Here is a 21,763-nt window from a genome sequence, read left to right as displayed (position 1 = left end):
CTGCGCGGCCGGTCTAAAGGCGAGAGCAATTCCCGCCGTGCCTCGCCCAGCCGCCCTCGCCTCAAGCGGCCAAGGCAGCGATGACGTTCCTGACCAGCGCAGCGGACGACAGCCGGTTGGTGGCGCAACTCGGGGCGCCGATCGTGCCGACACGCACGGAGACACCGCCGCGGGCGTTGGCGATCGCAAACATAGACTCGTCGGTGAGGTCGTCGCCGAGGGTGATCGGGCAGCGATTCTTGAAGGGTTCGGATTGGAGGAACCGTTCGAGCGCATCGCCCTTGCTCGACCGTGCCGGGCGCAGTTCGAACACCATCTTGCCGAGCTGCAGCGCCCAGTTCGGCCCGGCGGCCTCCGCATAGTGATGCATGCGCTCTTCGAGGACCTTTTCATATTCGGGCGCAAGCCGGTAATGGGCCGCAACGGCCGCGCCTTTGTCTTCTATCAAGACACCGGGATAGTGCTCGGCCTCCGCCGTCAGCGCATGTTTCAACGCCTGAAACTCCGGCGTCGCCTCGATCGTGTGCATTCCGGCGGCACTTCTGATCTCCGCGCCGTGAAGACCTGCCGTCGGAAAAGCGAAGGGTTTGAACAGAGTGTCCGCGAAGGCGAGCGACCGTCCGGTGACCAGGGCCAAGGCGCCGCCGAGTTTGTTCGACAGGCGATGAAGTTGCGCGGGAAGAGCCTCCGGAACCTCGATCGCATCCGGTGTAGGCGCAAGATTGAGCAGCGTCCCGTCGATATCGAGAAACATTGCCCAACGTTCCGGCTCTTCCAGAACCAGGGAGAGCATTTCGTGGGTGGCGGCGTCTTCCTGCACGGCATTCTCCAAACTCTGCAATCATTGAAGCTAGGTCGCTGTCCGGCGAGGACAAGATGACCGGTTCGTCCCCCGGAACATCCAGAGGCAAGTCCGCGTTTTATCTGGCCCGCCCGTTCACGCACTCGCGCAGTAAAAGGTAGATTGATGGCCAAAGGCAGTTCCAAGCACCATGAAGAGGTCAATGCTCCGCTGGCGCATGGCGCGACGGTTTTGCCGCTGGTGACCATCGATGACTACAACAATGAACTGCGTGACAAGAACGGTTTCGTTGGTGACAACGCCAACAAGAAAACCTTCCAGCAGAAGCTCGACGATTGGAGAAAGCGCGTCCGCAAGGTTGGAGACGATCCGATCGGCAAGGTCGCGACGGCTAAGCTTTCCAAGAAGAAGATCGAGGCCCTGCTGAAGGGAGACGATATGGAAGCCGCCGCGCTGGTCATGGGCGCGGTCGAGGACTTCTCGCAGGACTTTGCCGTGGTGATCGGAAAGTTCCTGAAAGACGAGCGCTGGTCGAAGACGGAACGTATCGTGGTTGGCGGCGGCTTCCGGCAAAGCCGTTTCGGAGAGTTGGCAATCGCCAGGACCATGGTTCTTCTGAAGGCCGCCGGCATCAACATCGACGTCGTGCCGATCGCTCATCATCCCGACGAGGCCGGGCTGATCGGTTCCGTTCACCTGATGCCGCCCTGGATGTTCAAAGGCTACGAGGCAATCCTCGCGGTCGATATCGGCGGCACGAACGTCCGCGCCGGCGTCGTTAAATTCGGGAAGGAAAAAACGCCGCATTTTGCCGATGCGAGCGTCTGGGAATCGGCAATCTGGCGCCATGCCGATGACGAGCCAAGCCGCAGTGCCACGATAGAGAAGCTGGCGGCGATGTTGCAGGAGTTGATCGACAAGGCCGAAAAAGCCAATCTGAAACCCGCTCCCATCATCGGGATCGCCTGTCCCGGTATGATCAACGCCGATGGGTCGATCGAACGCGGCGGACAGAACCTGCCGGGCGGGAATTGGGAAAGCGATAGTTTCAACCTTCCCCTCGCGCTGATGAAGGCCATTCCCGAAATCGGCGACCACAGCACCTTCGTGATGATGCACAACGACGCCGTCGTGCAGGGGTTGTCTCAGATCCCCTATATGACGGACGTGTCGAGATGGGCGGTGCTGACCATCGGCACGGGTCTGGGCAATGCCCACTTCACCAATCGCGAGGGAATGAAAGCGCGATAGCCCGATGCCCGCGCGGTATCACGCCTGGATGCTTGCAATCTGCCGCCAATGAATGTGATCGGGCGCGCGCAGACTTATGGTAAATATTGGGTAAATAAAGAGGAATTCGGCAGACGGAAGCGAAGCCGCTATTGCGTTCCGCTAGGGCGGAGCGATCTCGACATGTAATGGTGCGTGGTTTGGAAGAGTAATCTGCTTCGATGACTCGTGGTGATCATAGCCACGGGCATTTGATTCGCATAGCGCCGAGGTTCGGCAATCTTCGTGGACGGATAACGATGGCGCCCGATGCTCGGGCATCGAAGCGCCCTCCCCTCCTCTTTGTGATCGGAGTCGGAAAAGATGGTGATAACGCCGGCAGGCAGTTCTCCGCAGGTTCAAATTGCGCTTATCTCTATGTTCCACACAAGCTCATATGCAGACGAAAGATGGAAGATGAACTTCAAGGGAATAAACGCTCCGCTCAATGCCGGCCGTCTCGAACAAATGCTCGGCCTTGCCCCGTCACGCCGCGATTCTGAAACCCATGAAGCGAACGACAAGTCCTCCGGCGGCGAGCCCGTCCGTGGATTGGAGGCCGAGAGCCTTTACCGGCCGTCTGCTTATAAATGAGAACGGGCTCGCCGGATGCTGTCTTTATCGTCGGCGACCGGGTGAGTCGGGAATATCGAAAGCGTGCTGCGATACATGAGCTCGACATGGAAGATGCTGGTATAGCCGTCGTTGTCAGCTGACAACCGAGCTAAGATTTCGGAATTACAGACGATTTTTCCGTTGAATCCGTTGTGTTACATGTTTGCTAACCAAGAAATCGCTTGACGGAATCGCCAGACTCACGATCATTTGCGCAAAATTACCCGATTTATCAGGATTTGCGTGAATGCCGACGAAGGCCGCGATTGTTGAGAAAGCCAAGAGAGCGAGTCAGGTCTCGATCGACGAGACGATTGCGCAGGACTCGACGATGCTCAGCAGCCAGTTGCAGGTGCTGTTCGAGCGGCTGTTTTCGCCTGACGCCCGCAAATCGCTGCGCCGGTTCAGCAGCATCGAGGCGGCCAAGCTGCTTGGTGTCACCGACAGCTACGTTCGCCACCTCGCCGCCCAGGTGGAAACCATCAATCCCGAGAAGACGGCATCGGGGCGCCGGGTATTCTCGCTCGAGGAAATCCATGCGATGCGCCAGCATCTCGGGCGCACCAAACCTTCCTATCTGCCGATGCGCCGGCCGGGTGATCATCTCCAGGTGATCGCCGTCACCAATTTCAAGGGCGGCTCCGGCAAGACAACGACCTCAATCCACCTGGCGCAGTTCCTGGCGCTGCGTGGCTATCGCGTGCTTGCCGTCGATCTCGATCCGCAGGCGTCGATGTCGGCGATGCTCGGATATCAGCCCGAGTTCGACGTCGGTGAAAACGAGACGCTCTACGGCGCCATCAAATATGACGAGACGCGCCGTGACGTTGCCGATATCGTCCGCCAGACCTATTTCCCGGGCCTCGATCTCATCCCCGGCAATCTCGAACTGCACGAGTTCGAGCACGATACTCCGAAGGCGCTCGCCGACACCAACCGCGACGACAAGGACATGTTCTTCATGCGGGTCGGCAATGCGCTGCATTCGCTGGAACAGAGCTACGACGTCGTCATCATCGATTGCCCCCCTACCCTCGGCTTCCTGACGCTGTCTGCTCTCTGCGCCGCCACCGCCGTGCTCATTACCGTTCATCCGCAGATGCTCGACGTGGCGTCGATGAACCAGTTCCTGACGATGACCTCCGACCTCTTGGCCGTCGTCAAGCAGGCGGGCGGCAATCTCGATTATGACTGGATGCGCTACCTGATCACCCGCTATGAGGCCAATGACGGTCCCCAGGCGCAGATCGTCGCCTTCCTGCGCAGCCTGTTCGGCGAGCGCGTGTTGACCTCGATGATGGTCAAGTCGACTGCGGTCTCGGATGCGGGGCTATCCAAGCAGACGATCTATGAGGCGGGGCGCGAGACGATGCATCGCCAGACCTACGACCGCGGCGTCGAATCCGTCGACAGCGTCAATGCCGAGGTCGAGCAACTCATTCGCAGCGCATGGAGCAGGACATGAGCCCAAAAGGTCGCGATATCCTGAAGAGCATGGTTGGCGCCGTGGAGCCTGCACGGCCGGAGGCGCCAAGCGCGCCGCCGCCGCATCGGCCATCGGGAGCGGTCAAGGCGATGAACCTGTCGCTTGGACGGCTGGGTGAGGAGGCGGCTGCCGCCAAGGCGTTGCGGGAATCGCTTGCTTCCGGCGACAAGGTGCTGGAGATCGATCCGGCCGCTGTCGAAATGTCCTTTATCCGCGACCGCATCCCGGTCGATAGGGATGCCGAATTCGAACGGTTGAAGCAGTCAATCCAGGAAAGCGGACAGCAGGTCCCGATCCTGGTGCGGCCGGATCCTGTTAAAGCCGGACACTACCAGGCTGCTTATGGTCACAGGCGTCTGCGCGCCGCCGCCGAGATCGGGGCTCCCATCAAGGCCGTCGTGCGCAAGCTCACAGATGAAGAGTTGATCCTGGCACAAGGCCAGGAAAACGGTCCCCGCGTCGATTTGAGCTTCATCGAACGGGCGCTGTTTGCACGGCGCATGGATGAGCACGGCTTCAGCCGGGACATGATTGCCCAGGCGCTGGCCACGGATAAGCCGGAAACGTCGAGGCTGCTGCAGGTGGCGCAGACGATCGATCCGGAGATCATTCTCGCCATCGGGCCGGCCCCCAAGGTCGGGCGTCCGCGCTGGCTGGCCTTTGCTGAAAAATTCCGGGAGGCAGGCGGACAAAAGAAGGCGCAGGCCGCGATCCGTGCCGGCGGTTTCCAGGCGTTGGAGACCAACGGGCGTTTCGATGCCGTCTGGAAGACGCTGGAAGAGAAGGGGGCGCCGCAGCGGGCCGAACAGACGCTTCGGACCCAAGGGGGCACGCCGCTTGCCTCAGTGTCCCGCTCCGGCAAGACCTTTCGCATTGCCGTCAAATCGGCAGCGTTTTCGGAATTCCTGGCTCGGCGGTTGGTTGGCCTCGCCGCTGAGTTCGAAGAGGAAAATGAGGGAAAATGAGGCAGTTAGACCGGTTGTCAGCTGACAATTCGGATAGGAGATAACGCGCAAAAGAAAAAAGCCCCCGAACGTCACCGTCACGGAAGCTTTCCTCGTAGTCTTGAACACCTCCGAGAATCGCACTTCCGAGAATCGCTGTCAAGAGTTTTTGGCGCCGTTTTGGCGAGCGGATTTCTTTTGCCTCGTTGAGGTGGAAGAGATGGAAACCGGAAGTATAACGACGCCCTTCGGGCGGCGGTCGATGACGCTTGGCATGCTGGCAAACCAGGTCATGGCAGGTGAGATCAAGCCTGCTCAGACGGTCGACAAATGGAAACTGTTTCGTGCGCTGTGCGAAGCAAAGCCGTTGCTCGGCATCGGGGATCGGGCGCTTGCCGTACTCAATGCGCTGTTGAGTTTTTATCCGAAGAACGAGCTGGCCGAGCAAAATGGCCTGATCGTCTTCCCATCGAATGTCCAGCTTTCGCTGAGGACGCATGGCATGGCCGAACAGACCGTCCGGCGCCATCTCGCCGCGCTCGTCGAAGCGGGGCTTCTGCTGCGCAAGGATAGCCCCAACGGCAAGCGCTATGTCCGCAGGGACAGGGCAGGGGAGATTGACGAAGCCTTCGGCTTCTCACTGGCGCCGCTGCTTGCCCGCGCCGAGGAGATCGAGCAGCTCGCAGCCGAGGTGATGGCCGAGCGCTTGCACGTCCAGCGCCTGCGCGAACGCATCACTCTTTGCCGCCGTGATATCGCAAAGCTGATCGAAGCGGCTGTCGAGGAAGACGTTGAGGGGGATTGGCAGGGGTTATATCAGGAATTTCGGGATCTGATCGAAGGCCTGCCGAGATCGCCCACGACAGCACAACTCGAACAGCTGCTGGATGAATTGACAGCGTTTCGGGCAGATATCCTTAACCGGTTAGAAACGCGGATTAAATCAACAAAACAGCGCGGCAATGCCGATTATATCGAGCGTCACATACAGAATTCAAACCCCGAATCCACTTCTGATCTTGAACCAAGCTTCGAACCGAAGCAGGGCGCGATGCCGGAGCAAGATAATGGGCGAGGGGCCGTAACGTTGGAAAAGGGGAGGGATGAGACGGCCCTTCCGATCGGACAGGAGGAGCAGCAAAGTCGACGGCCGGGCGGCCGCGATGATGCCGGCGGCCTGAAATCCTTCCCACTTGGCCTGGTCCTGCAGGCCTGCCCGGAAATCGTGGCTTATGGGCCGGATGGTGTGATCCGCAACTGGCGCGACCTGATGAGCGCCGCCGTCATGGTTCGATCGATGCTGGGCGTCAGCCCGTCAGCCTATGAGGAGGCGGCAAATGTGATGGGAGCTGAAAACGCCGCGACCGTGATGGCATGCATCCTGGAACGCGGGGGCCACATCAATTCAGCCGGCGGTTATCTTCGCGACCTGACGCGGCGAAGCGAAAAGGGAGAGTTCGCGATCGGCCCGATGCTGATGGCGCTCCTGCGGGCAAATGCGCCGGCCGGCCGAAAGGCTGGATAGATCTTTGGCGGCTGTCGATGGTCAGGGGAGGGACGATGTACGGAATTTCAGCGGATAAGTCTTCGCTCAAGGAAAGACTGCATGTCGCGGCGCCCATCCACCACGCAATAGACGACGACGTCGGTGCCGATGATGCGGTAGATCATGCGCCAGGGTTTATGGTGCAGTTCCCGGTATTCGGAGATGCCGATGCTGGCCAGTTCCTTTGGGATATTTCCGCGGGCGGGGAATTCTTCGAGATCGGCGCAGGCGCTCTCGATTTCCGTCAGGATGCGTTCCGCCGTCTCGGTGCCGTCGCGGCCGGCGACGAAACGATAAAGATCTTCGACATCGCGCTCCGCGTCCTTGGCGAAAAGAACACGATAAGGCATCAGGACTGGCTGTCGGCCAGACGCTTGCGAATGCGCGCGAAGGATTCCGCAGCGGGGCGCGTCTTGCCTTCCTCGACTTGCCGATTGGTGAGCGCCAGCACCTTCAGGAGCGCCAAGGTCTCCTGCGTTTCTTCATACTGGCCGACATCCTGAAGGATCGCTTTCGCTTCGCCGTGGAGGGTAATGACGACAGGCTGCGGATTGTCCTTCAGCGTCCGGATGATTTCAGGCGCATGCGCCTTGAGATAGCTGATCGGCTTGACCTGTTCTGACAGCTTCATGCGACTACTCCGTTTCGACCAGAATATAGATCATAAAATGGTCGATTGGAAGGGTTCAGGCCAGTCATCCGAACATGCGCCCGAGGCGTTCAGACGCGCCTGTTTTTTCCCCTCAGCGGCTGCGAAAGAGAATGTCATTTCTTATAACGAAGTTTGTCTACTGATTTTATAGATTAATCTTTGCAACCATTGAGCGGATCGGGACGTCATGACCTACCTCCTCAGCCTTCTCGACAAAAGCCCGATCGAACAGGGTCTTTCCGCCGCCGATGCGCTGAGGGCGACGGTAAAGATCGCCACCCGGGCGGAGGAACTCGGTTATCACCGTTTCTGGGTCGCCGAGCACCATAACATGTCCAACCTGGCGAGCTCCGCACCGGAGGCGCTGATCGCCTATCTTCTCGCCAGGACCTCGAAGATCCGTATCGGTTCCGGCGGGGTCATGCTGCAGCACTACAGCGCCTACAAGGTTGCCGAAACGTTCAATCTACTGGCATCGCTTGCGCCCGGCCGCGTCGATCTCGGCGTCGGCAAGGCGCCGGGCGGTTTTCCGCTGTCGACGCGGGCTCTGCAGCTTGCCGTCGATCCGTCCAGGAAGCCGGATTTTGCGAGCCAGCTTTCCGATCTCAACACGTATCTCGCTGCCGACCCCAATTACGCCGGCGCGCAGGCGACGCCTTTCCCGCCGACGGCTCCGGAACGGTTCCTGCTCGGCGCCAGCGTCGAAAGCGCCAAGCTCGCCGCCGAGAAGGGCTGGGAGCTTGTCTTTGCCGGTCACCTGAACGGCGATCCTGACAATCTCACCAAGACTTTCGGGGCCTATGAGGAGGCATCCGGCGGCAGGCGCCCGATCCTGGCGCTCGCAGCCTTTGCCGCCGAAAGCGAGGACTATGCCCGCGAGCGGGTCGGCAATCTGCGTATCGTCAAGGTGTTCCTGCCGAACGGCCAGACCGTCAATGTCGGCAGCGAGGAGCAGGCGGCCGAATTTGCCCGCCAGGCGGGCGTCACCGATTACCGCATCGAGGAGAAGGTGCCGAGCGTGCTCCACGGCACGGCAAAGCAGATCCGCAAGGAACTGGACGAACTTCATCGCCGCTACGGCGTCAAGGAATTCGTGCTCGACACCCCGGCGCTTTCAACTGCCGACCGCCTTGCCTCCATCGAACTGCTCGCAGCCGAGCGGCTTTCCCTCGTCGCCTGACCCTTCCAAGGAGGATCGATCCCATGGCTCAGAAACACGTCACGTTCGGCATCATGCTGCAGGGCCCAGGCGGCCATATGAATGCCTGGAAACACCCAAGTGGACCGGCCGATGCCAGCGTCAATTTCGACTTCTTCGTCAAGACGGCGCACAAGGCGGAAGCGGCCGGCATCGCCTTCGCCTTCGTCGCCGACGGACTTTATATCAACGAGCAGTCGATCCCGCATTTTCTCAACCGGTTCGAGCCGATCGCCATTCTCTCGGCGCTGGCGGCCTCCACCTCGAAGATCGGCCTCGTCGGCACGGTCTCGACCTCCTACAGCGATCCCTTCACCATCGCCCGCCAGTTCGCCTCGATCGATCTCATCAGCGGCGGCAGGGCAGGGTGGAATGCGGTGACTTCGCCGCTCGAAGGCTCGGGGCGCAATTACAGCCGCGAGCATCCCGAGCACGAGCTGCGTTACGAGATCGCCGAGGATTATATCGACGCGATCAAGGGTCTCTGGGATTCCTGGGACGACGATGCTTTCGTGCGCAATCGCGAGACTGGCGTCTTTGTCGACAAGACGAAGATGCATCGCCTCAACCATAAGGGCCGCTTCTTCCGCGTCGAGGGGCCGCTCAACATCGGCCGGTCGAAGCAGGGCCAGCCCGTCGTCTTCCAGGCCGGCGCTTCGGATTCCGGCATCAGGCTCGCCGGCAAGCATGCCGATGCCGTCTTCACCAATGGCGGGCCGTTCGAAGAAGCGCAGGCCTTCTACCGGCAGCTCAAGGACAGCGTGATTGCACATGGCCGCAGTGCCGCGGAAGTCGGTATCTATCCGGGCATCGGGCCGATCGTCGGCGCGACGCCCGAGGAGGCGGAAGTCAAGTACCAGGCGATCCGCAACCTCGTCACGATCGAGGAGGCGCTCCTCTATCTCGGCCGTTTCTTCGATCATCATGATTTCAGCGTCTATCCGCTCGACGAGCCGTTCCCCGAACTCGGCGACATCGGCAGGAACAATTTCCGCGCCACCACCGATCGCATCAAAAGGACAGCACGGGAAAAAGGGCTGACGCTTCGCCAGGTCGCGCTCGATTCAGCAACGCCGCGCACCGCTTTCATCGGCACCGCCGAGCATATTGCAGGCGAGATCATCCGCTGGGTGGATCACGGCGCCGCCGACGGCTTCATCCTCGGCTTCCCCGTCATCGCCGAGGGCTTCGACGATTTCGCCCGATACGTCCTGCCGATCCTCACCGAGCGAGGCTATTTCGATCCTATCCTGAAGGGCGAGACGCTGCGCGACCATCTGGGCTTGCCCTTCCGCGAAAGCCGCTATGCGGCCGCTGTGGATGCGCTCGAACGCGGAAAGGCTGTCGGCGCCTGAGGCGCCGGCGAACCGCCATGGACGTCATCGCTCAGAACCCGCGCAGCAACGATCCGGTCGAGAAGGGCATCGCCCGTTATCTCGATGAAATCATCACACTGCGCCGCGATCTGCACCAATATCCCGAGCTCGCTTTCCAGGAGTTGAGAACCAGCAAGCTCGTGGCATCCCGCCTTTCCTCTTGGGGCTACGAGGTGGCGACGGGCATTGCCGGCACCGGCATCGTCGCCACCCTCAGGCGTGGCGAAGGCAAGAAGCGGATCGGCATCCGTGCTGATATGGATGCGCTGCCGATCGAGGAGGCGACCGACCTTGCCTATGCCAGCAGCAACCCTGGCGTCATGCATGCCTGTGGCCATGATGGGCATACCTCAATCCTGCTTGCCGCCGCCCGCTATCTCGCAGAGAGCGGCAATTTCAGCGGCACGCTCAGGCTGATTTTCCAGCCGGCCGAAGAGATCGGCGCCGGCGCCCGCAAGATGATTTCCGAAGGGCTGTTCGAGCGGTTTCCCGTCGATGCGGTCTTCGGCTTGCACAACTGGCCCGGTGTCGCGGCAGGTCAGTTCGGCTTCGTCACCGGCCCCGCCATGGCGTCGGTCGACCAGGCGGTCATCCGGATCGTCGGCAGAGGCGGCCATGGGGCCGAGCCGCATCGCGCTGTCGACCCGGTGCTGGCGTCGGCCTCCTTCATCACCGCGCTCCAGAGCGTCGTCTCGCGCAATGTCGATCCGCAGGACATGGCGGTCGCCACTGTCGGCTCGATCCATGCCGGTTCCGCCTCGAACGTAATCCCGGAAAGCGTGGAGATGAAGCTCACCATGCGGGCCTTCAGCGAGACCGTGCGTCAACTGCTGCAGGAGCGCATTCCGGCGCTTGCCCGCGCCCAGGCCGAAAGCTTCGGCGCCGAGGCGGACGTGAACTACCGGCTCGGTTTTCCCGCGCTCATCAATCACGCCAGGGAAACGGCCTTTGCCCGCGACGTCGCCTATGACGCGCTCGGCCTTGCCGCGATCGAGAAGGATTTCCGGCCGAGAACCGCGAGCGAGGATTTCGCCTTCATGCTGCAGGCAAATCCCGGCAGCTATCTCTTCGTCGGCAATGGCGACAGCGCTCCTCTCCACAGCGCTCACTACGATTTCAACGACGCGATCATCGCGCCGGCCGCCCGCTACTGGGTGCGGCTCGCGGAAACCTTCCTCACTGAAGACAACGGGTGATGAACGATATGAGCGATACGTTTCTCTATACGACCCCTCTCGATCCCCGCGCCAAGCCGCTGATCGACGAGCTGATCTACGAATATGACAGCCGCTACGGCAATTATTTCAGCGCCGAGGGTGCCGCGGCCGAGCTCAACCGCTATCCCCCCGAAGCCTTCGCGCCGCCTCATGGCAATTTTCTGCTGCTGATCCGGAATGGTGAAACCATCGGCGGCGGCGCCTTCAAGCACTACGACGATCGCACGGCCGAGTTCAAACGCATCTGGACGCGCTCCGATCTGCGCCGCCAGGGCCTCGCCCGCAAGGTGCTGGTGGAGTTGGAGGCTCAGGCGGCCCGCCAGGGTTATGGCAGGATCTATCTGACGACCGGTTTCCGCCAGCCGGAGGCCGTCGGCCTTTATCTGAATTATGGCTACACCGCGCTCTTCGACACGGCTGCCGATCCCGAGATCTACAAGAGCCTGCCCTTCGAGAAGGACATCACCCATCTCACTGCGCCGGCTTTCGAAAGCGAACCGCGCCTGAAGGTGGCCGGCGCAAATCTCTGAAACGGCAAGACCGACAATCATAAAAGGGAAAGACGATGGCACTGACGACGGATTTTGCGGGCCTCGAGCCCGCCAGCAGGACGGCAGAACCCAGGCAGGACACTTCCCGTTACCGCATCGTGCCGGCGCGCCATCCCGAGCGGCTGGCGGGCACGATATTCGCCGCTGTCGTCATCGTCGCCGTGCTCTATTCCACCTTCACCAATCCGCGTTGGGGTTGGGGCGTCTTTGCCGAATGGTTCTTTGCCGAACCGGTGCTCGTCGGCCTGGGCAGGACATTGCTCCTGACCGCGCTCGCCGCCGTTTCCGGTTCCATCCTCGGAACGGCTCTGGCGCTTGCCCGTGTTTCCAGGTCGCCGCTGCTATCAGGCCTTTCCTGGGGCTATATCTGGCTGCTGCGCTCGATCCCCATGATCGTGCTGCTCTTGATCTTGAACAATCTCGGCTACCTCTACGAAACGATCAAGATCGGGGTTCCCTTCACCGATACGGTCTTGTTCAGCTATCCCACCGTGCAACTGCTGACGCCCTTTGCCGCCGCCTATCTCGGCCTGACGCTCAACCAGTCGGCCTTTTTCGCCGAGATCGTCCGCGGCGGCATTCTGTCGGTGGATCATGGGCAACTGGAGGCCGCAGCCGCGCTCGGCCTGCCGCGCCGCCGCCAGGCCTTCCGCATCGTGCTGCCGCAGGCCATGCGCTCCATTCTGCCGACCGGTTTCAACGAGCTCATCGGATTGGCCAAGAGCACGTCCGTCGTCTATGTGCTGGCGCTGCCGGAGCTCTTTTACACGGTCCAGGTGATCTACCGCCGCAATCTCGAAGTCATTCCGCTGCTGATGGTCGCAACCGTCTGGTATCTGATCATCATGACCGTGCTGTCGGCCGCCCAGTACTATATCGAGCGCTACTTCTCCAAAGGCGCCGTGCGCAATCCGACACCGCTGCCCTTCCAGGCATTCCTGGAGCGCTTCCGCCGTCCGCTGCCTGCTCTCGAGAACACGACCGATAGCGCGCGCAATCCCGGTTTCCATGATGCGACGGCCCTGCGGACAGGCGGTGCGGTGCGCATCCATGCTATCTCGAAAAGCTTCGGTTCGCTGAAAGTGCTCGACAATGTCGAACTCAACCTGCCGGCCGGCAGCGTGACCACCGTCCTCGGTCCCTCCGGTTCGGGAAAATCGACGCTGCTGCGCGCGATCAACCATCTGGAGCGTGTCGACGACGGCTTCATCTCCGTCGACGGCGATTTCGTCGGCTACAGCAGGAAGGGCGATACGCTTTATGAGCTCAAGGAGAAGGATATCCTCAAGCGCCGCGCCGATATCGGCATGGTCTTCCAGAGCTTCAATCTCTTCCCGCATCTGACCGTGCTCGAAAACCTCATCGAGGCGCCGATCCAGGTTCGCGGCATCGGCCGCGAGGAAGCCGTGCAATTGGCGCAGGAACTCCTCGCCCGTATCGGACTCAGCGACAAGATCAATGCCTATCCGCGCCAGCTTTCCGGCGGCCAGCAGCAGCGCGTCGCGATCGCCCGGGCGTTGGCGCTCCGCCCCAAGGTGCTGCTCTTCGACGAGCCGACCTCCGCGCTCGATCCCGAACTCGTCGGCGAAGTGCTCGATGTCATCAAGGAACTCGCCCGCACCGGCACGACGCTCGTCATCGTCACCCATGAAATCGGTTTCGCCCGCGAGGTCGCCGATACCGTCGTCTTCATGGAAAGCGGTCGTATCCTGGAGGCCGGCCCGCCGGCCCGGGTCTTTACGCAAGCGGAACATCCTCGAACACGCGAATTCCTCGCCAAGGTTCTCTAGCGCCGAAAGTGCTGGCGAAATACCGGGCCGCGACGGGCTGCCCCGGTCGAATGACGATAACCACAACCCTAGAATGAAATGGAGAAGGGGCATGACATTTACAAATAGAGCAAGGCTTCTGATAGCGGGGGCCGTTACCATTGCGGCGATTGGTTTCGGTTCCGCTCAGGCGCAGCAGAAGTTCGATCTCAGCCCCGAACAGCCGAACCGGCTGCGGGTGGAAAAGAACGAGAAGCGCATCGCCGAAATCAAGGACTTCAAGTTCGTCGAAAACGGCGTCTTCACTGTTGGCATCAGTTCGAGCGGCAATCTTCCGCTGCACGACTATGCCTCTGATTCCAAGACCGTCATCGGCTACGACGTCGATCTGGCGCAGGCGATCGCCGACAGTCTCGGCCTGAAGCTCAATCTGGTTTCCGTCGCATGGGCGGATTGGCCGCTCGGGCTCACCTCCGGCAAGTTCGACGCGGTGATCTCGAACGTGACGGTTACGGAAGAGCGCAAGGAGAAATTCGATTTCTCCACCTACCGCAAGGACGAGCTCGGCTTCTACGTCAGGGTCGACAACCCGATCACCTCGATCAAGCAGCCGAAGGATATTGCCGGCCTGAAGGTCATCACCGATGCCGGCACCAACCAGGAGAAGATCCTTCTGGAATGGGATAGGCAGAACGTCGCGGCCGGCCTGAAGCCGATCGAGGTGCAATATTACGATGATGACGCGGTCAAGGATCTTGCCGTCCAGTCCGGCAGGGCCGACGCCGTCTTCAGCGTCAACGCGACGCAGGCCTATTCAGCGGGGATCAACGGCAAGACCAAGCTCGTCGGCACCGTCAGCGGCGGCTGGCCGATCACGGCCGAGATTGCGGTCACCACGCGCAAGGGCAGCGGCCTTGCGTCACCCGTGACCGATGTCGTCAACGATCTGATCGCCAGCGGCGCCTACAAGAAGATCCTCGATACGTGGAATCTCGGTCCCGAGGCGATCGACAAGGCGCAGACCAACCCGCCCGGCCTGCCGAAGAGCGGTTCGTAACGTTCACTTGGCGGACCGGTATGCGAGCCGGTCCGCCTCTGCTTTTCGATGCAAACGGAGACATATCGACCGTGATGACCTTTCCCGCGATCCGCACCTTCTTCCTCGCAGCGCTGACGGCAGCCTTGACCGGCCTTGGCGCCGCCCATGCCGCAGATGATTTCGACCTCAGCCCGCAGCAGCCGGGCAGGCTTCACGCCGCGAGGAACGATGCGGCCATCGCTGCGATCCCGAAAGACTTCACGTTCGTCACGCCAGGCAAGTTCACCATCGCCGTGAGCCCCGGCGGTCCTCCGCTTGCGACCTATGCCACCGACGCCAAGACCGTCGTCGGGGCGGATCCCGACTATGCCTATGCCATCGCCGATAGCCTCGGCCTGACGCTGGAGATCGTCCCCGTCGCCTGGATCGACTGGCCGCTCGGCCTCACCTCCGGCAAATATGACGCCGTCATCTCCAATGTCGGCGTGACCGAGCAGCGCAAGGAGAAGTTCGATTTCTCCACCTATCGCCAGGGCCTGCACGGTATCTTCGTGAAATCCGACAGCCCCATTGGCTCGATCAAGGAGCCGAAGGATGCAGCCGGCCTCAGGATTATCGTCGGCGCCGGGACCAACCAGGAGCGCATCCTGGTGAAGTGGAGCGAAGAGGACGTCGCCGCCGGCCTGAAGCCGATCGAACTGCAATATTACGACGACGAGGCGGCGAGCCTGCTCGCGCTGCGTTCCGGCCGGGCCGACGTCATCGTCCAGCCGCACGCCCAGCTCGTCTTCATCGCCGCGCGCGACAAGAACATCAAACGGGTCGGCACGTTGAGCGCCGGCTGGCCGGATCGTTCGGATGTCGCCATCACCACCCGCAAGGGAAGCGGGCTGGCGAACGCGCTGACCATCGCCACCAACGGCCTGATCAAGGACGGCACATACGCCAAGATCCTCGACCACTGGCATCTTTCCGAAGAGGCCTTGCCGGCATCCGAGACCAATCCGCCCGGCCTGCCGAAATATTGATGACCGGAAGGCATGACATGAGCGGCCGCAATATATCCATCAGCCATATCGGCTTCCTCACCCCCGGCAATTATCCCGACGATGATCCCCTGTCGGGATTGGAGCAGACGCTTCAGCAGCTGCAATATGGCGAGGAGTTGGGCTTCGAAAGCGCCTGGGTCCGCCAGCGGCACCTCGAGCCGGGGATTTCTTCGGCGAGCGCCTTCCTAGCGGCGGCCACACAGCGCACCAGCCGGATCGAACTCGGAACGGCGGTCATTCCGATCGGCTATGAAAGTCCTTATCGGCTGGCCGAAGACCTCGCCACGGTCGATGTCCTGTCGCGCGGACGGCTGAATATCGGCGTCAGCGCCGGCCGGCCGCTGCACGCCGAGCTGATTGGCCCGCTCGCCTTCGACGGGGACTGGACGAGCTACGATTTTTCCCACGATCGCGTTTTGCGCTTCGCCGGCAATCTGCGCGGCAGCTATCTCGGTGACGAGCAGACCTTCATCAAGACGCCCTTCGGCTCGCAGCGGCCGCGCCTGCAGCCTTTTGCCAAGGGGCTGATCGACCGCATCTGGTATGGCGGCGGGTCGCAGCGCTCGGCCGAATGGGCCGGCCGCAACGGTTTCAACCTGTTGACCGGCAATGTGATAACGGGGGAGGGGACGGATGATTTCTTCGTCGCTCAGTCCCGGCTCATCGAAACCTATCGCGCCTCCGGAACTGAGCGCCGCGTCGCGCTCGGCCGCGTCATCGTGCCTTTCGACAGCGCCGATGCGGCAACGCGCCGCCGCTACCGCGATTATGCCGACGGCCGCCACGAGCGGACGCTTTCGCCGCAGGGCGAGCGGCGCACCTTGTTCGCCCGGGATATCGTCGGCACGTCGGAGGAGATATTGGAGCGGCTTTTTTCCGATCCGATCCTGCCCGAGGTCAGCGAGCTCAGGCTGGAACTCCCTTACGAGTTCGAGCACGAGGAGTATCGCCAGATTCTCCACGACTTCGTGACAAAAATCGCGCCCGAGCTCGGATGGAAAGCGCAATCCGGAATTCGCGCCGCGTCCTGATTTGATCACCATCACCGACGCCAGAACAATCGCTTTACGAGGAACATTCATCAGTGACCAAAACGGTAGAATACTTCTTTTCGATCGGCTCGCCCTGGTCCTACATCGGCTTTGACGCCTTTACCGAACTGGCGGCGAGGAATGACGTTGCCATCACGCCTTTTCTGACGACGGTGGTCGAAGAAAACGGCGGCATCTTCTCACGCAACCGCCCGGAAATCCGCCGCGCCTACTGGACGCGGGATCTGAAACGCTGGGCGCGCGTGCGCGGCAAGGAGCTGCGGCTCGAACATCGCCCGGAGCTCAGCGATCCCACGCCGGCCTCTCTCTTCGTGATTGCGGCCTATCTCGACGGGCAGGACTGGATCGGCGTCGCGCGAGCCCTACAGCACGCCTTCTGGAGCGAGGCGAGGGATATCGGCAGGCCCGATGTGCGCGAGGCGATCGTTAACGCGGCAGGTTTCGATGGCGCAGCACTTCTCAGGCGGCAGGCCGACGAGGATGTTCAGAGCAAGTGGTCGGCGGACCGCGTGCATGCCCGCGACAGCGGCGTCTTCGGCTTTCCGAGCTATGTCTATGACGGCGAGCTCTACTGGGGGCAGGACAATCTGCCTTTCCTCGAACGTCATCTTCGCGGCGACAGGCCTTAGGACTGGATCGGGCAAATGGCGGCGAACGTTTTTTTCAACGAGGCAAACAAGGAGAGACACGCATTCCTTTAATCTATCAATTTTGTAGACAATAGTTGAGGCAACCACAGCGCAGAAAAACCATCCCAGGTTTCAAACTCGCCGCGGTCGAATAAGCCATAGCTCAATCTCAGGAGGCAAGGATGGACGATGCGGATAGGCCGGTATCGGCCGACCAATTGTGGAGCGTCTTTGAATTTGCCCGCCGATACCGTCTCGCCAAACGCGAGGAGAACCGTCTGCTAATGCTCTACGGGCCGACGGCATCGCTTCGCGATCTTCTGGCCAATGCGCGGCGTCATTCGCTGATTTCCTAGTTCGAAAATTCTGGTCCCTGACAAGGAGGTTCGCATGAAGCTTGATTTCTACGTCTGGCTGAAACTCGCGGTCGACCGCTTTTTCAAGGTGGAGACAGTGGCTGCGCGAGGGTCCGTAAACGGTCCGCTCATCCGAGACGATGAGCGGGACTGGTCCGCCCGCGATTATGAACTTCATTATTGGGGCGCGATGCCCGGACTTTGGTATTGAGGAGGTGGCGTGATGGCAATCGTCGTTGAAACCGGCCTCGGCCGGCATCGTGCGAGAAGAGCAACGGACAGTCTCAGGTCGCAGTTCCGCCATGCGGCCGGAATTTGCACGATCACAGGCTCCTTCGCCTTCCTGTTCGCGCTGGTGATCGGGCTGATCCGATGAGCGAGGTCCTTATCCTGCCCGGGCTCTTCGGCTCGGGAGAAGGGCACTGGCAACAGCACTGGCTGCAGGATCAGCCGGACAGCCGTTGCGTCACCCAGGATGACTGGGAGTATCCACATGTCGACCGGTGGCTGCCGCGGCTGGAAAGTGCCCTCGAAGAGGCGGGTGAGGCCTATCTGGTTGCCCATAGTCTCGGATGCCTGCTGGCTGCCCGGCTCGCCGGCCGGAGTGCCGCGCGCCGCGTCAAAGGGGCCTTGCTCGTTGCTCCGTGCGACCTGCCGGCTACGGAAATTCTGCATCCCGGACAAATCACCTTCGGCGATATGCCGGCGGCGCCCCTGCCTTTTCCGAGCATCGTCGTCGGCAGCATGAACGACGCCTATATGGCGGTCGACCGCCTCACCCTGTTCGGCCGGCTGTGGAACGCCGAGACCAGGAATATCGGTCTTGCCGGCCACATCAATATCGCAAGCGGTTTCGGACGCTGGCGCAACGGCTATCGGCTCCTGGAGGCCCTGAAGATGCGTTCGGGCGCGCGCAAGCGCATCGTTTCCATGCCGACGGCTTTTGCAATCTGAGTGGAAGTGCAATGTCCGATATTATCGCCGACCTCCTGCGCCTGAGCGAAGATCCGAACGCCGATCCGAGAAGCAGGCGCAGGCAAACCATGAATCGTTTGGTGGACTCTCTGCTTGCCATGGCCGACAGCCAATTCGGACCGGAGGACGCGCAGAACCGCCATTCGATCATCCATTTGACGACGATCATTCGCGATATGACGGGACGGATCGCCGATGCCGACGATGCGACGTTTTCGGCAATCGTCAGGGAGGCCGCGATGCTGATCCGTAGCTTGGAACGGCGCAAGGCCGATGCGGCGAGATTTACGGTGCATTGACCGCATTGGCGAGCGACGATGCCTGCCAACTGTTTGTCAGAGCTTGCCTTTCCACGGCACGAGGAAAGTCTCCAGAAAGCGAACGGCGGCCGAAAAGGTGAAGGCGCAGATCGCGATGATGGCGATGCCGACGAAGACGACGTCGGTCGCCAGGAACTGCGAAGCAGACATGATCATGAAGCCGATCCCGCGCGTGGAGGCGATCAGTTCGGCGGCGACCAGCGTGCTCCAGCCGACGCCGAGTGCAATGCGGATGCCGGTGAGGATCTCGGGCAGGGCCGACGGCAGGACGATGTCGAGAAAGAGCTGCAGCCGGCTTGCGCCCAGCGAACGGGCGGCATTGACGCGCTCGATCGGAAGCGAGCGAACGCCGGCCTGGGCCGAAAGGCAGATCGGCGCGAACATCGCCAGCACTAGCAGGGTGATTTTCGACGTCTCGCCGATGCCGAGCCAGATGATCATCAGTGGCAGGTAGGAGAGGGGTGGAAGGGGCCAGTAGAATTCGATCGGCGCGTCGAGCACGCCTTTCGCCCAGCGGTTCAGGCCCATGAGCAATCCGAGCGGAATGGCGGTGGAGATGGCGATGAGGGCGGCGACCACGATGCGGAACAGACTCGCGGAGACATGCTCGGAAAGCGATGCCCCGGCGTAGCCGTCGCGATAGATGACGCCGATCTGCGTCAGCACCTCGTCCGGTCGAGGCAGAAACAGGTGCGGTACGACGCCGAGCGCGGCTACGAACCACCAGAGCAGCAATATGGCGAGGGCAGTGACGATGCTGATGGCGACCGTTGATTTCTCGCCGGCGCCGAAGCCGGCCATTTTCACGAGCTTGACCTGGCGGTCCTCGCTATGTGCCGCGACCGGGGAGGCTTGGGTTATATCGCTCATGCGGCGCTCCTGAAATCTTCGCTGCTGTGGAGGATGGCGCGAATTTCCTCGCGCAATTCGGCAAATTGCGACGAGGCCTTGATCGACCGGGCATCGCCGGTTTCGGCGAAACGATTGATGAAATCGAGATCGAAGCGCGCAACGACACGCCCCGGCCTGGGCGACATGACGAGCACTTGCGTGCCCAGGAACAAGGCCTCTTCGATCGAATGCGTGATGAAGAAGACCTTCTTAGCCGTCTTGTTCCAGACGGAAATCAGCAGTTCCTGCATCTGCTCGCGGGTCAGGCTGTCGAGCGCGCCGAACGGCTCGTCCATCAGCAGGATATCGGGATTGGTCGCCAGAGCCCGCGCGATGCCGACGCGCTGGCGCATGCCGCCCGACAGCTCATAGGGAAAGGCGCTGGCGAATTCGTCCAGGCCGACGAGCCGGAGCAGTTCCAGGGCCTGCGCCTGCCGCTCCTTCCGGCCTATGCCGGCGAATTTCAGGCCGAGCGCGACATTGTCGAGGACGGACTTCCAAGGTAGCAGCGAGTCCTTCTGGAAGACCACGCCGCGATCGGCGCCCGGTCGTTCGACGCTGCGGCCATCGAGCAATATCCGGCCGTCCGAAAGCGGAAGAAAACCGGCAATCGCGTTGAGAAGGGTTGATTTGCCGCAGCCCGAAGCTCCGAGTGCGACGACGAAGCCGCGTTCGGGAATATCGAAGGACACGCGATCGAGCGCGTGAACGGTCCGCCCGTCGCGGGCTGCGAAGAAGACGCTGGCGTGGTCAACTTTAAGCATGTTGGCGCTCGCAAGTTAGACGCCGGCGCGATTGCCGCGCCGGTGTCAGGAGGGATCAGTTGCTGACGCCGGTCAGCGCGTCCGCGGTGACGAAGCTTCCGTAATTGTCCAGCACGCCGGACACCTTGCCCTGTTCCTTCAGGAAGGTTGCGGTGTCCTTGAGGATCTTGCCGGCGCCGGCCTTTTCGCCGCCGCCGAGCCAGGCGTCCGATGCCTGGACTTCGGGTGTGAGCAGCGTCAGGTTCTTCAAGGCCGAGGCCTGCTGATCCGGCGTTCCGCCGAGAAGCTTGGCGAGCGACTTGGCGTTGTCGCTGTCGGGACCCCAGGCGGATTTGTCCGCCGCGAAGGATGCGTAGTATTTGGTGACGACCGAGGCGAAGCCCTTCAGGAACTCCGGATTGTCGGCGGCGAATTTCGAGGTCGCGACCCAGGCCGAGAAGGTCGGCGCACCCTTGTCCGCCACGTCCTTGGACGTCACGAGGACCTTGCCGTTCTTCTTCAGTTCGGTCAGCGCCGGATCCCAGACGAAGCCGCCGTCGATGTCACCGCGGTTATAGCTCGCGACGATTTCCGGCTGCGGGATTGCGAAGACCTGCACGTCCTTTTCGGTCAGGCCGAGCGATTTGATCAGCGCCAGGAGCTGATAGTGGTCCGTGGATACGGGTGCGGCGGCAAGCTTCTTGCCCTTCAAATCGTTCAGGCTTTCGATGCCCGAACCGTTGCGCACGACGAGAGCCTCGTCGATGCCCGAGATGGAGGCGAGGTAGAAGGCCTTGACCTCGAGCCCGCGAGACACCGCAGCCGCAAACGGGCTGGAGCCGACATAGCCGACCTGAACATCGCCCGAGGCGATGGCCGCAAAGATCTCGGCGCCCGAATTGAACTTGCGGAAGTCGATGTCGTATCCCGTCGTCTTGGCGAATTCGCCGTTGGCGATCGCAACCGAAGACGGCAAGGCGTCGGTTTGATAGCCGACGACGACCTTCTTGTCCGCCGCTTCAGCGACGACAGCCGTTGCAAGAGTGCCGACGCCGATAGCGATCGCGGCAACCAAATTTCTGAAATTCATCTTGAGCCCCTTCGTTCAGGGCCACCCGGCCCTTGATATCACCCTCAAAAGGGTAATCGTTCAGATTGGGCTAGGACCAATCGACATTCAGGATTCCCAAATCAGTTGATCACTGATTCATAGAGTACCCGTGTGACGCACGGAGGCCTTGATGGCGGTGAAGCGATACGAGTTGAACGAGTCGCAATGGTCGA

The 21,763-nt window shown here is 61.3% G+C and carries 25 protein-coding genes; 19 read left to right on the top strand and 6 right to left on the bottom strand.

Annotation, left to right across the window (positions count from 1 at the left end; genetic code table 11):
• Nucleotides 1-61: 61 nt before the first annotated feature.
• Entirely contained in the window at nt 62-841 is a 780-nt protein-coding gene (gene otsB, locus ATY78_RS07645) for a trehalose-phosphatase (protein ID WP_190237416.1), read from the bottom strand.
• A gap of 126 nt (nt 842-967) precedes the next feature.
• Here otsB and ATY78_RS07640 point away from each other — a divergent pair, with 126 nt between their 5' ends.
• The 5 genes from ATY78_RS07640 to repC all read left to right on the top strand — a co-directional run bounded on the left by ATY78_RS07640 (nt 968) and on the right by repC (nt 6,641).
• The gene (locus ATY78_RS07640; protein WP_088681745.1) at nt 968-2,053 is read left to right on the top strand and encodes an ROK family protein; all 1,086 of its coding nucleotides are present in this window, start codon (nt 968-970) and stop codon (nt 2,051-2,053) included.
• Between the two features lie 435 nt (nt 2,054-2,488).
• The gene (locus tag ATY78_RS28520) at nt 2,489-2,665 is read left to right on the top strand and encodes a hypothetical protein (protein ID WP_210191793.1); all 177 of its coding nucleotides are present in this window, start codon (nt 2,489-2,491) and stop codon (nt 2,663-2,665) included.
• A 268-nt stretch (nt 2,666-2,933) separates the two neighbouring features.
• The gene (gene repA / locus ATY78_RS07635; RefSeq protein ID WP_088681744.1) at nt 2,934-4,151 is read left to right on the top strand and encodes a plasmid partitioning protein RepA; all 1,218 of its coding nucleotides are present in this window, start codon (nt 2,934-2,936) and stop codon (nt 4,149-4,151) included.
• Nucleotides 4,148-5,137 carry a plasmid partitioning protein RepB gene (gene repB, locus ATY78_RS07630; protein WP_088681743.1) on the top strand — a complete coding sequence of 330 codons (990 nt, stop codon included), beginning with the start codon at nt 4,148-4,150 and terminating at the stop codon, nt 5,135-5,137. The genes repA and repB overlap by 4 nt, the downstream gene beginning before the upstream one ends.
• A gap of 199 nt (nt 5,138-5,336) precedes the next feature.
• Complete coding sequence (repC, locus tag ATY78_RS07625) at nt 5,337-6,641, top strand: plasmid replication protein RepC (protein WP_088681742.1); 1,305 nt, start codon at nt 5,337-5,339, stop codon at nt 6,639-6,641.
• A gap of 47 nt (nt 6,642-6,688) precedes the next feature.
• Here the strand turns inward: repC and ATY78_RS07620 are convergent, their stop codons facing one another.
• Nucleotides 6,689-7,012, bottom strand: coding sequence for a type II toxin-antitoxin system RelE/ParE family toxin (locus ATY78_RS07620; RefSeq protein ID WP_088681741.1), 324 nt, complete (start codon nt 7,010-7,012; stop codon nt 6,689-6,691).
• On the bottom strand, nt 7,012-7,293 hold the full coding sequence (locus ATY78_RS07615; RefSeq protein ID WP_085780800.1) for a type II toxin-antitoxin system Phd/YefM family antitoxin: 282 nt from the start codon (nt 7,291-7,293) through the stop codon (nt 7,012-7,014). The genes ATY78_RS07620 and ATY78_RS07615 overlap by 1 nt, the downstream gene beginning before the upstream one ends.
• 208 nt (nt 7,294-7,501) lie before the next feature.
• On the opposite strand from ATY78_RS07615, the gene ATY78_RS07610 reads away from it, so the two are divergent.
• The 14 genes from ATY78_RS07610 (at nt 7,502) to ATY78_RS07560 (ending at nt 18,824) form a co-directional block, all read left to right on the top strand.
• Nucleotides 7,502-8,494 carry an LLM class flavin-dependent oxidoreductase gene (locus tag ATY78_RS07610; protein WP_088681740.1) on the top strand — a complete coding sequence of 331 codons (993 nt, stop codon included), beginning with the start codon at nt 7,502-7,504 and terminating at the stop codon, nt 8,492-8,494.
• A gap of 23 nt (nt 8,495-8,517) precedes the next feature.
• Nucleotides 8,518-9,867, top strand: a complete 1,350-nt coding sequence (locus ATY78_RS07605; protein WP_088681739.1) for an LLM class flavin-dependent oxidoreductase — start codon at nt 8,518-8,520, stop codon at nt 9,865-9,867.
• 17 nt (nt 9,868-9,884) lie between these two features.
• Nucleotides 9,885-11,084: a M20 aminoacylase family protein gene (locus ATY78_RS07600; RefSeq protein WP_088681738.1), complete on the top strand. Its 1,200-nt coding sequence runs from the start codon at nt 9,885-9,887 to the stop codon at nt 11,082-11,084.
• Nucleotides 11,081-11,635, top strand: coding sequence for a GNAT family N-acetyltransferase (locus ATY78_RS07595; protein WP_088681737.1), 555 nt, complete (start codon nt 11,081-11,083; stop codon nt 11,633-11,635). Before ATY78_RS07600 ends, ATY78_RS07595 begins: the two co-directional genes overlap by 4 nt.
• A gap of 35 nt (nt 11,636-11,670) precedes the next feature.
• Nucleotides 11,671-13,446, top strand: a complete 1,776-nt coding sequence (locus tag ATY78_RS28965; protein WP_088681736.1) for an amino acid ABC transporter permease/ATP-binding protein — start codon at nt 11,671-11,673, stop codon at nt 13,444-13,446.
• 91 nt (nt 13,447-13,537) lie between these two features.
• A complete protein-coding gene (locus tag ATY78_RS07585; RefSeq protein WP_088681735.1) occupies nt 13,538-14,482 on the top strand; it encodes an ABC transporter substrate-binding protein in 945 nt (314 codons plus the stop codon).
• Between the two features lie 71 nt (nt 14,483-14,553).
• Complete coding sequence (locus ATY78_RS07580) at nt 14,554-15,492, top strand: ABC transporter substrate-binding protein (RefSeq protein WP_088681854.1); 939 nt, start codon at nt 14,554-14,556, stop codon at nt 15,490-15,492.
• Between the two features lie 17 nt (nt 15,493-15,509).
• Nucleotides 15,510-16,544: an LLM class flavin-dependent oxidoreductase gene (locus ATY78_RS07575; protein WP_088681853.1), complete on the top strand. Its 1,035-nt coding sequence runs from the start codon at nt 15,510-15,512 to the stop codon at nt 16,542-16,544.
• A 53-nt stretch (nt 16,545-16,597) separates the two neighbouring features.
• Complete coding sequence (locus ATY78_RS07570; RefSeq protein ID WP_088681734.1) at nt 16,598-17,194, top strand: DsbA family protein; 597 nt, start codon at nt 16,598-16,600, stop codon at nt 17,192-17,194.
• Nucleotides 17,195-17,376: 182 nt separating this feature from the next.
• Nucleotides 17,377-17,550 carry a hypothetical protein gene (locus tag ATY78_RS28515; protein ID WP_190237415.1) on the top strand — a complete coding sequence of 58 codons (174 nt, stop codon included), beginning with the start codon at nt 17,377-17,379 and terminating at the stop codon, nt 17,548-17,550.
• A gap of 34 nt (nt 17,551-17,584) precedes the next feature.
• Complete coding sequence (locus ATY78_RS28510; protein ID WP_190237414.1) at nt 17,585-17,761, top strand: hypothetical protein; 177 nt, start codon at nt 17,585-17,587, stop codon at nt 17,759-17,761.
• A gap of 12 nt (nt 17,762-17,773) precedes the next feature.
• The gene (locus ATY78_RS28505) at nt 17,774-17,926 is read left to right on the top strand and encodes a hypothetical protein (protein ID WP_190237413.1); all 153 of its coding nucleotides are present in this window, start codon (nt 17,774-17,776) and stop codon (nt 17,924-17,926) included.
• Nucleotides 17,923-18,504: an alpha/beta hydrolase gene (locus ATY78_RS07565; RefSeq protein ID WP_088681733.1), complete on the top strand. Its 582-nt coding sequence runs from the start codon at nt 17,923-17,925 to the stop codon at nt 18,502-18,504. The genes ATY78_RS28505 and ATY78_RS07565 overlap by 4 nt, the downstream gene beginning before the upstream one ends.
• Nucleotides 18,505-18,515: 11 nt before the next feature.
• Nucleotides 18,516-18,824, top strand: a complete 309-nt coding sequence (locus ATY78_RS07560) for a hypothetical protein (RefSeq protein ID WP_088681732.1) — start codon at nt 18,516-18,518, stop codon at nt 18,822-18,824.
• A gap of 36 nt (nt 18,825-18,860) precedes the next feature.
• Here the strand turns inward: ATY78_RS07560 and ATY78_RS07555 are convergent, their stop codons facing one another.
• Genes ATY78_RS07555 through tauA form a run of 3 tightly spaced genes read right to left on the bottom strand, consistent with a single transcriptional unit; the run spans nt 18,861 to nt 21,569 of the window.
• On the bottom strand, nt 18,861-19,715 hold the full coding sequence (locus ATY78_RS07555) for an ABC transporter permease subunit (protein WP_088681731.1): 855 nt from the start codon (nt 19,713-19,715) through the stop codon (nt 18,861-18,863).
• Nucleotides 19,712-20,500 (bottom strand): ABC transporter ATP-binding protein, encoded by a 789-nt coding sequence (locus ATY78_RS07550; protein WP_088681730.1) that lies wholly within the window; start codon nt 20,498-20,500, stop codon nt 19,712-19,714. Before ATY78_RS07550 ends, ATY78_RS07555 begins: the two co-directional genes overlap by 4 nt.
• 55 nt (nt 20,501-20,555) lie before the next feature.
• A complete protein-coding gene (gene tauA / locus ATY78_RS07545; protein ID WP_088681729.1) occupies nt 20,556-21,569 on the bottom strand; it encodes a taurine ABC transporter substrate-binding protein in 1,014 nt (337 codons plus the stop codon).
• Nucleotides 21,570-21,763 lie beyond the last annotated feature (194 nt).

Origin of the sequence: Rhizobium sp. R635 (genome assembly GCF_002211285.1) — a bacterium.
Taxonomy (GTDB): domain Bacteria; phylum Pseudomonadota; class Alphaproteobacteria; order Rhizobiales; family Rhizobiaceae; genus Rhizobium.
This window is presented reverse-complemented; position numbering and strand designations above follow the sequence as displayed.

Bases quoted from the DNA above. Each gene is read 5' to 3' on its own strand.
- ATY78_RS07605 (WP_088681739.1), top strand. From the start codon at position 8,518: ATGGCTCAGAAACACGTCACGTTCGGCATCATGCTGCAGGGCCCAGGC.
- ATY78_RS28520 (WP_210191793.1), top strand. From the start codon at position 2,489: ATGAACTTCAAGGGAATAAACGCTCCGCTCAATGCCGGCCGTCTCGAA.
- ATY78_RS07600 (WP_088681738.1), top strand. From the start codon at position 9,885: ATGGACGTCATCGCTCAGAACCCGCGCAGCAACGATCCGGTCGAGAAG.
- ATY78_RS28965 (WP_088681736.1), top strand. From the start codon at position 11,671: ATGGCACTGACGACGGATTTTGCGGGCCTCGAGCCCGCCAGCAGGACG.
- ATY78_RS07615 (WP_085780800.1), bottom strand. From the start codon at position 7,293: ATGAAGCTGTCAGAACAGGTCAAGCCGATCAGCTATCTCAAGGCGCAT.
- ATY78_RS07640 (WP_088681745.1), top strand. From the start codon at position 968: ATGGCCAAAGGCAGTTCCAAGCACCATGAAGAGGTCAATGCTCCGCTG.
- repC (WP_088681742.1), top strand. From the start codon at position 5,337: ATGGAAACCGGAAGTATAACGACGCCCTTCGGGCGGCGGTCGATGACG.
- ATY78_RS07550 (WP_088681730.1), bottom strand. From the start codon at position 20,500: ATGCTTAAAGTTGACCACGCCAGCGTCTTCTTCGCAGCCCGCGACGGG.
- ATY78_RS07555 (WP_088681731.1), bottom strand. From the start codon at position 19,715: ATGAGCGATATAACCCAAGCCTCCCCGGTCGCGGCACATAGCGAGGAC.
- ATY78_RS07575 (WP_088681853.1), top strand. From the start codon at position 15,510: ATGAGCGGCCGCAATATATCCATCAGCCATATCGGCTTCCTCACCCCC.
- ATY78_RS07585 (WP_088681735.1), top strand. From the start codon at position 13,538: ATGACATTTACAAATAGAGCAAGGCTTCTGATAGCGGGGGCCGTTACC.
- ATY78_RS07620 (WP_088681741.1), bottom strand. From the start codon at position 7,012: ATGCCTTATCGTGTTCTTTTCGCCAAGGACGCGGAGCGCGATGTCGAA.
- repA (WP_088681744.1), top strand. From the start codon at position 2,934: ATGCCGACGAAGGCCGCGATTGTTGAGAAAGCCAAGAGAGCGAGTCAG.
- ATY78_RS28515 (WP_190237415.1), top strand. From the start codon at position 17,377: ATGGACGATGCGGATAGGCCGGTATCGGCCGACCAATTGTGGAGCGTC.
- ATY78_RS07560 (WP_088681732.1), top strand. From the start codon at position 18,516: ATGTCCGATATTATCGCCGACCTCCTGCGCCTGAGCGAAGATCCGAAC.
- ATY78_RS28510 (WP_190237414.1), top strand. From the start codon at position 17,585: ATGAAGCTTGATTTCTACGTCTGGCTGAAACTCGCGGTCGACCGCTTT.
- ATY78_RS07565 (WP_088681733.1), top strand. From the start codon at position 17,923: ATGAGCGAGGTCCTTATCCTGCCCGGGCTCTTCGGCTCGGGAGAAGGG.
- ATY78_RS28505 (WP_190237413.1), top strand. From the start codon at position 17,774: ATGGCAATCGTCGTTGAAACCGGCCTCGGCCGGCATCGTGCGAGAAGA.
- tauA (WP_088681729.1), bottom strand. From the start codon at position 21,569: ATGAATTTCAGAAATTTGGTTGCCGCGATCGCTATCGGCGTCGGCACT.
- ATY78_RS07610 (WP_088681740.1), top strand. From the start codon at position 7,502: ATGACCTACCTCCTCAGCCTTCTCGACAAAAGCCCGATCGAACAGGGT.
- repB (WP_088681743.1), top strand. From the start codon at position 4,148: ATGAGCCCAAAAGGTCGCGATATCCTGAAGAGCATGGTTGGCGCCGTG.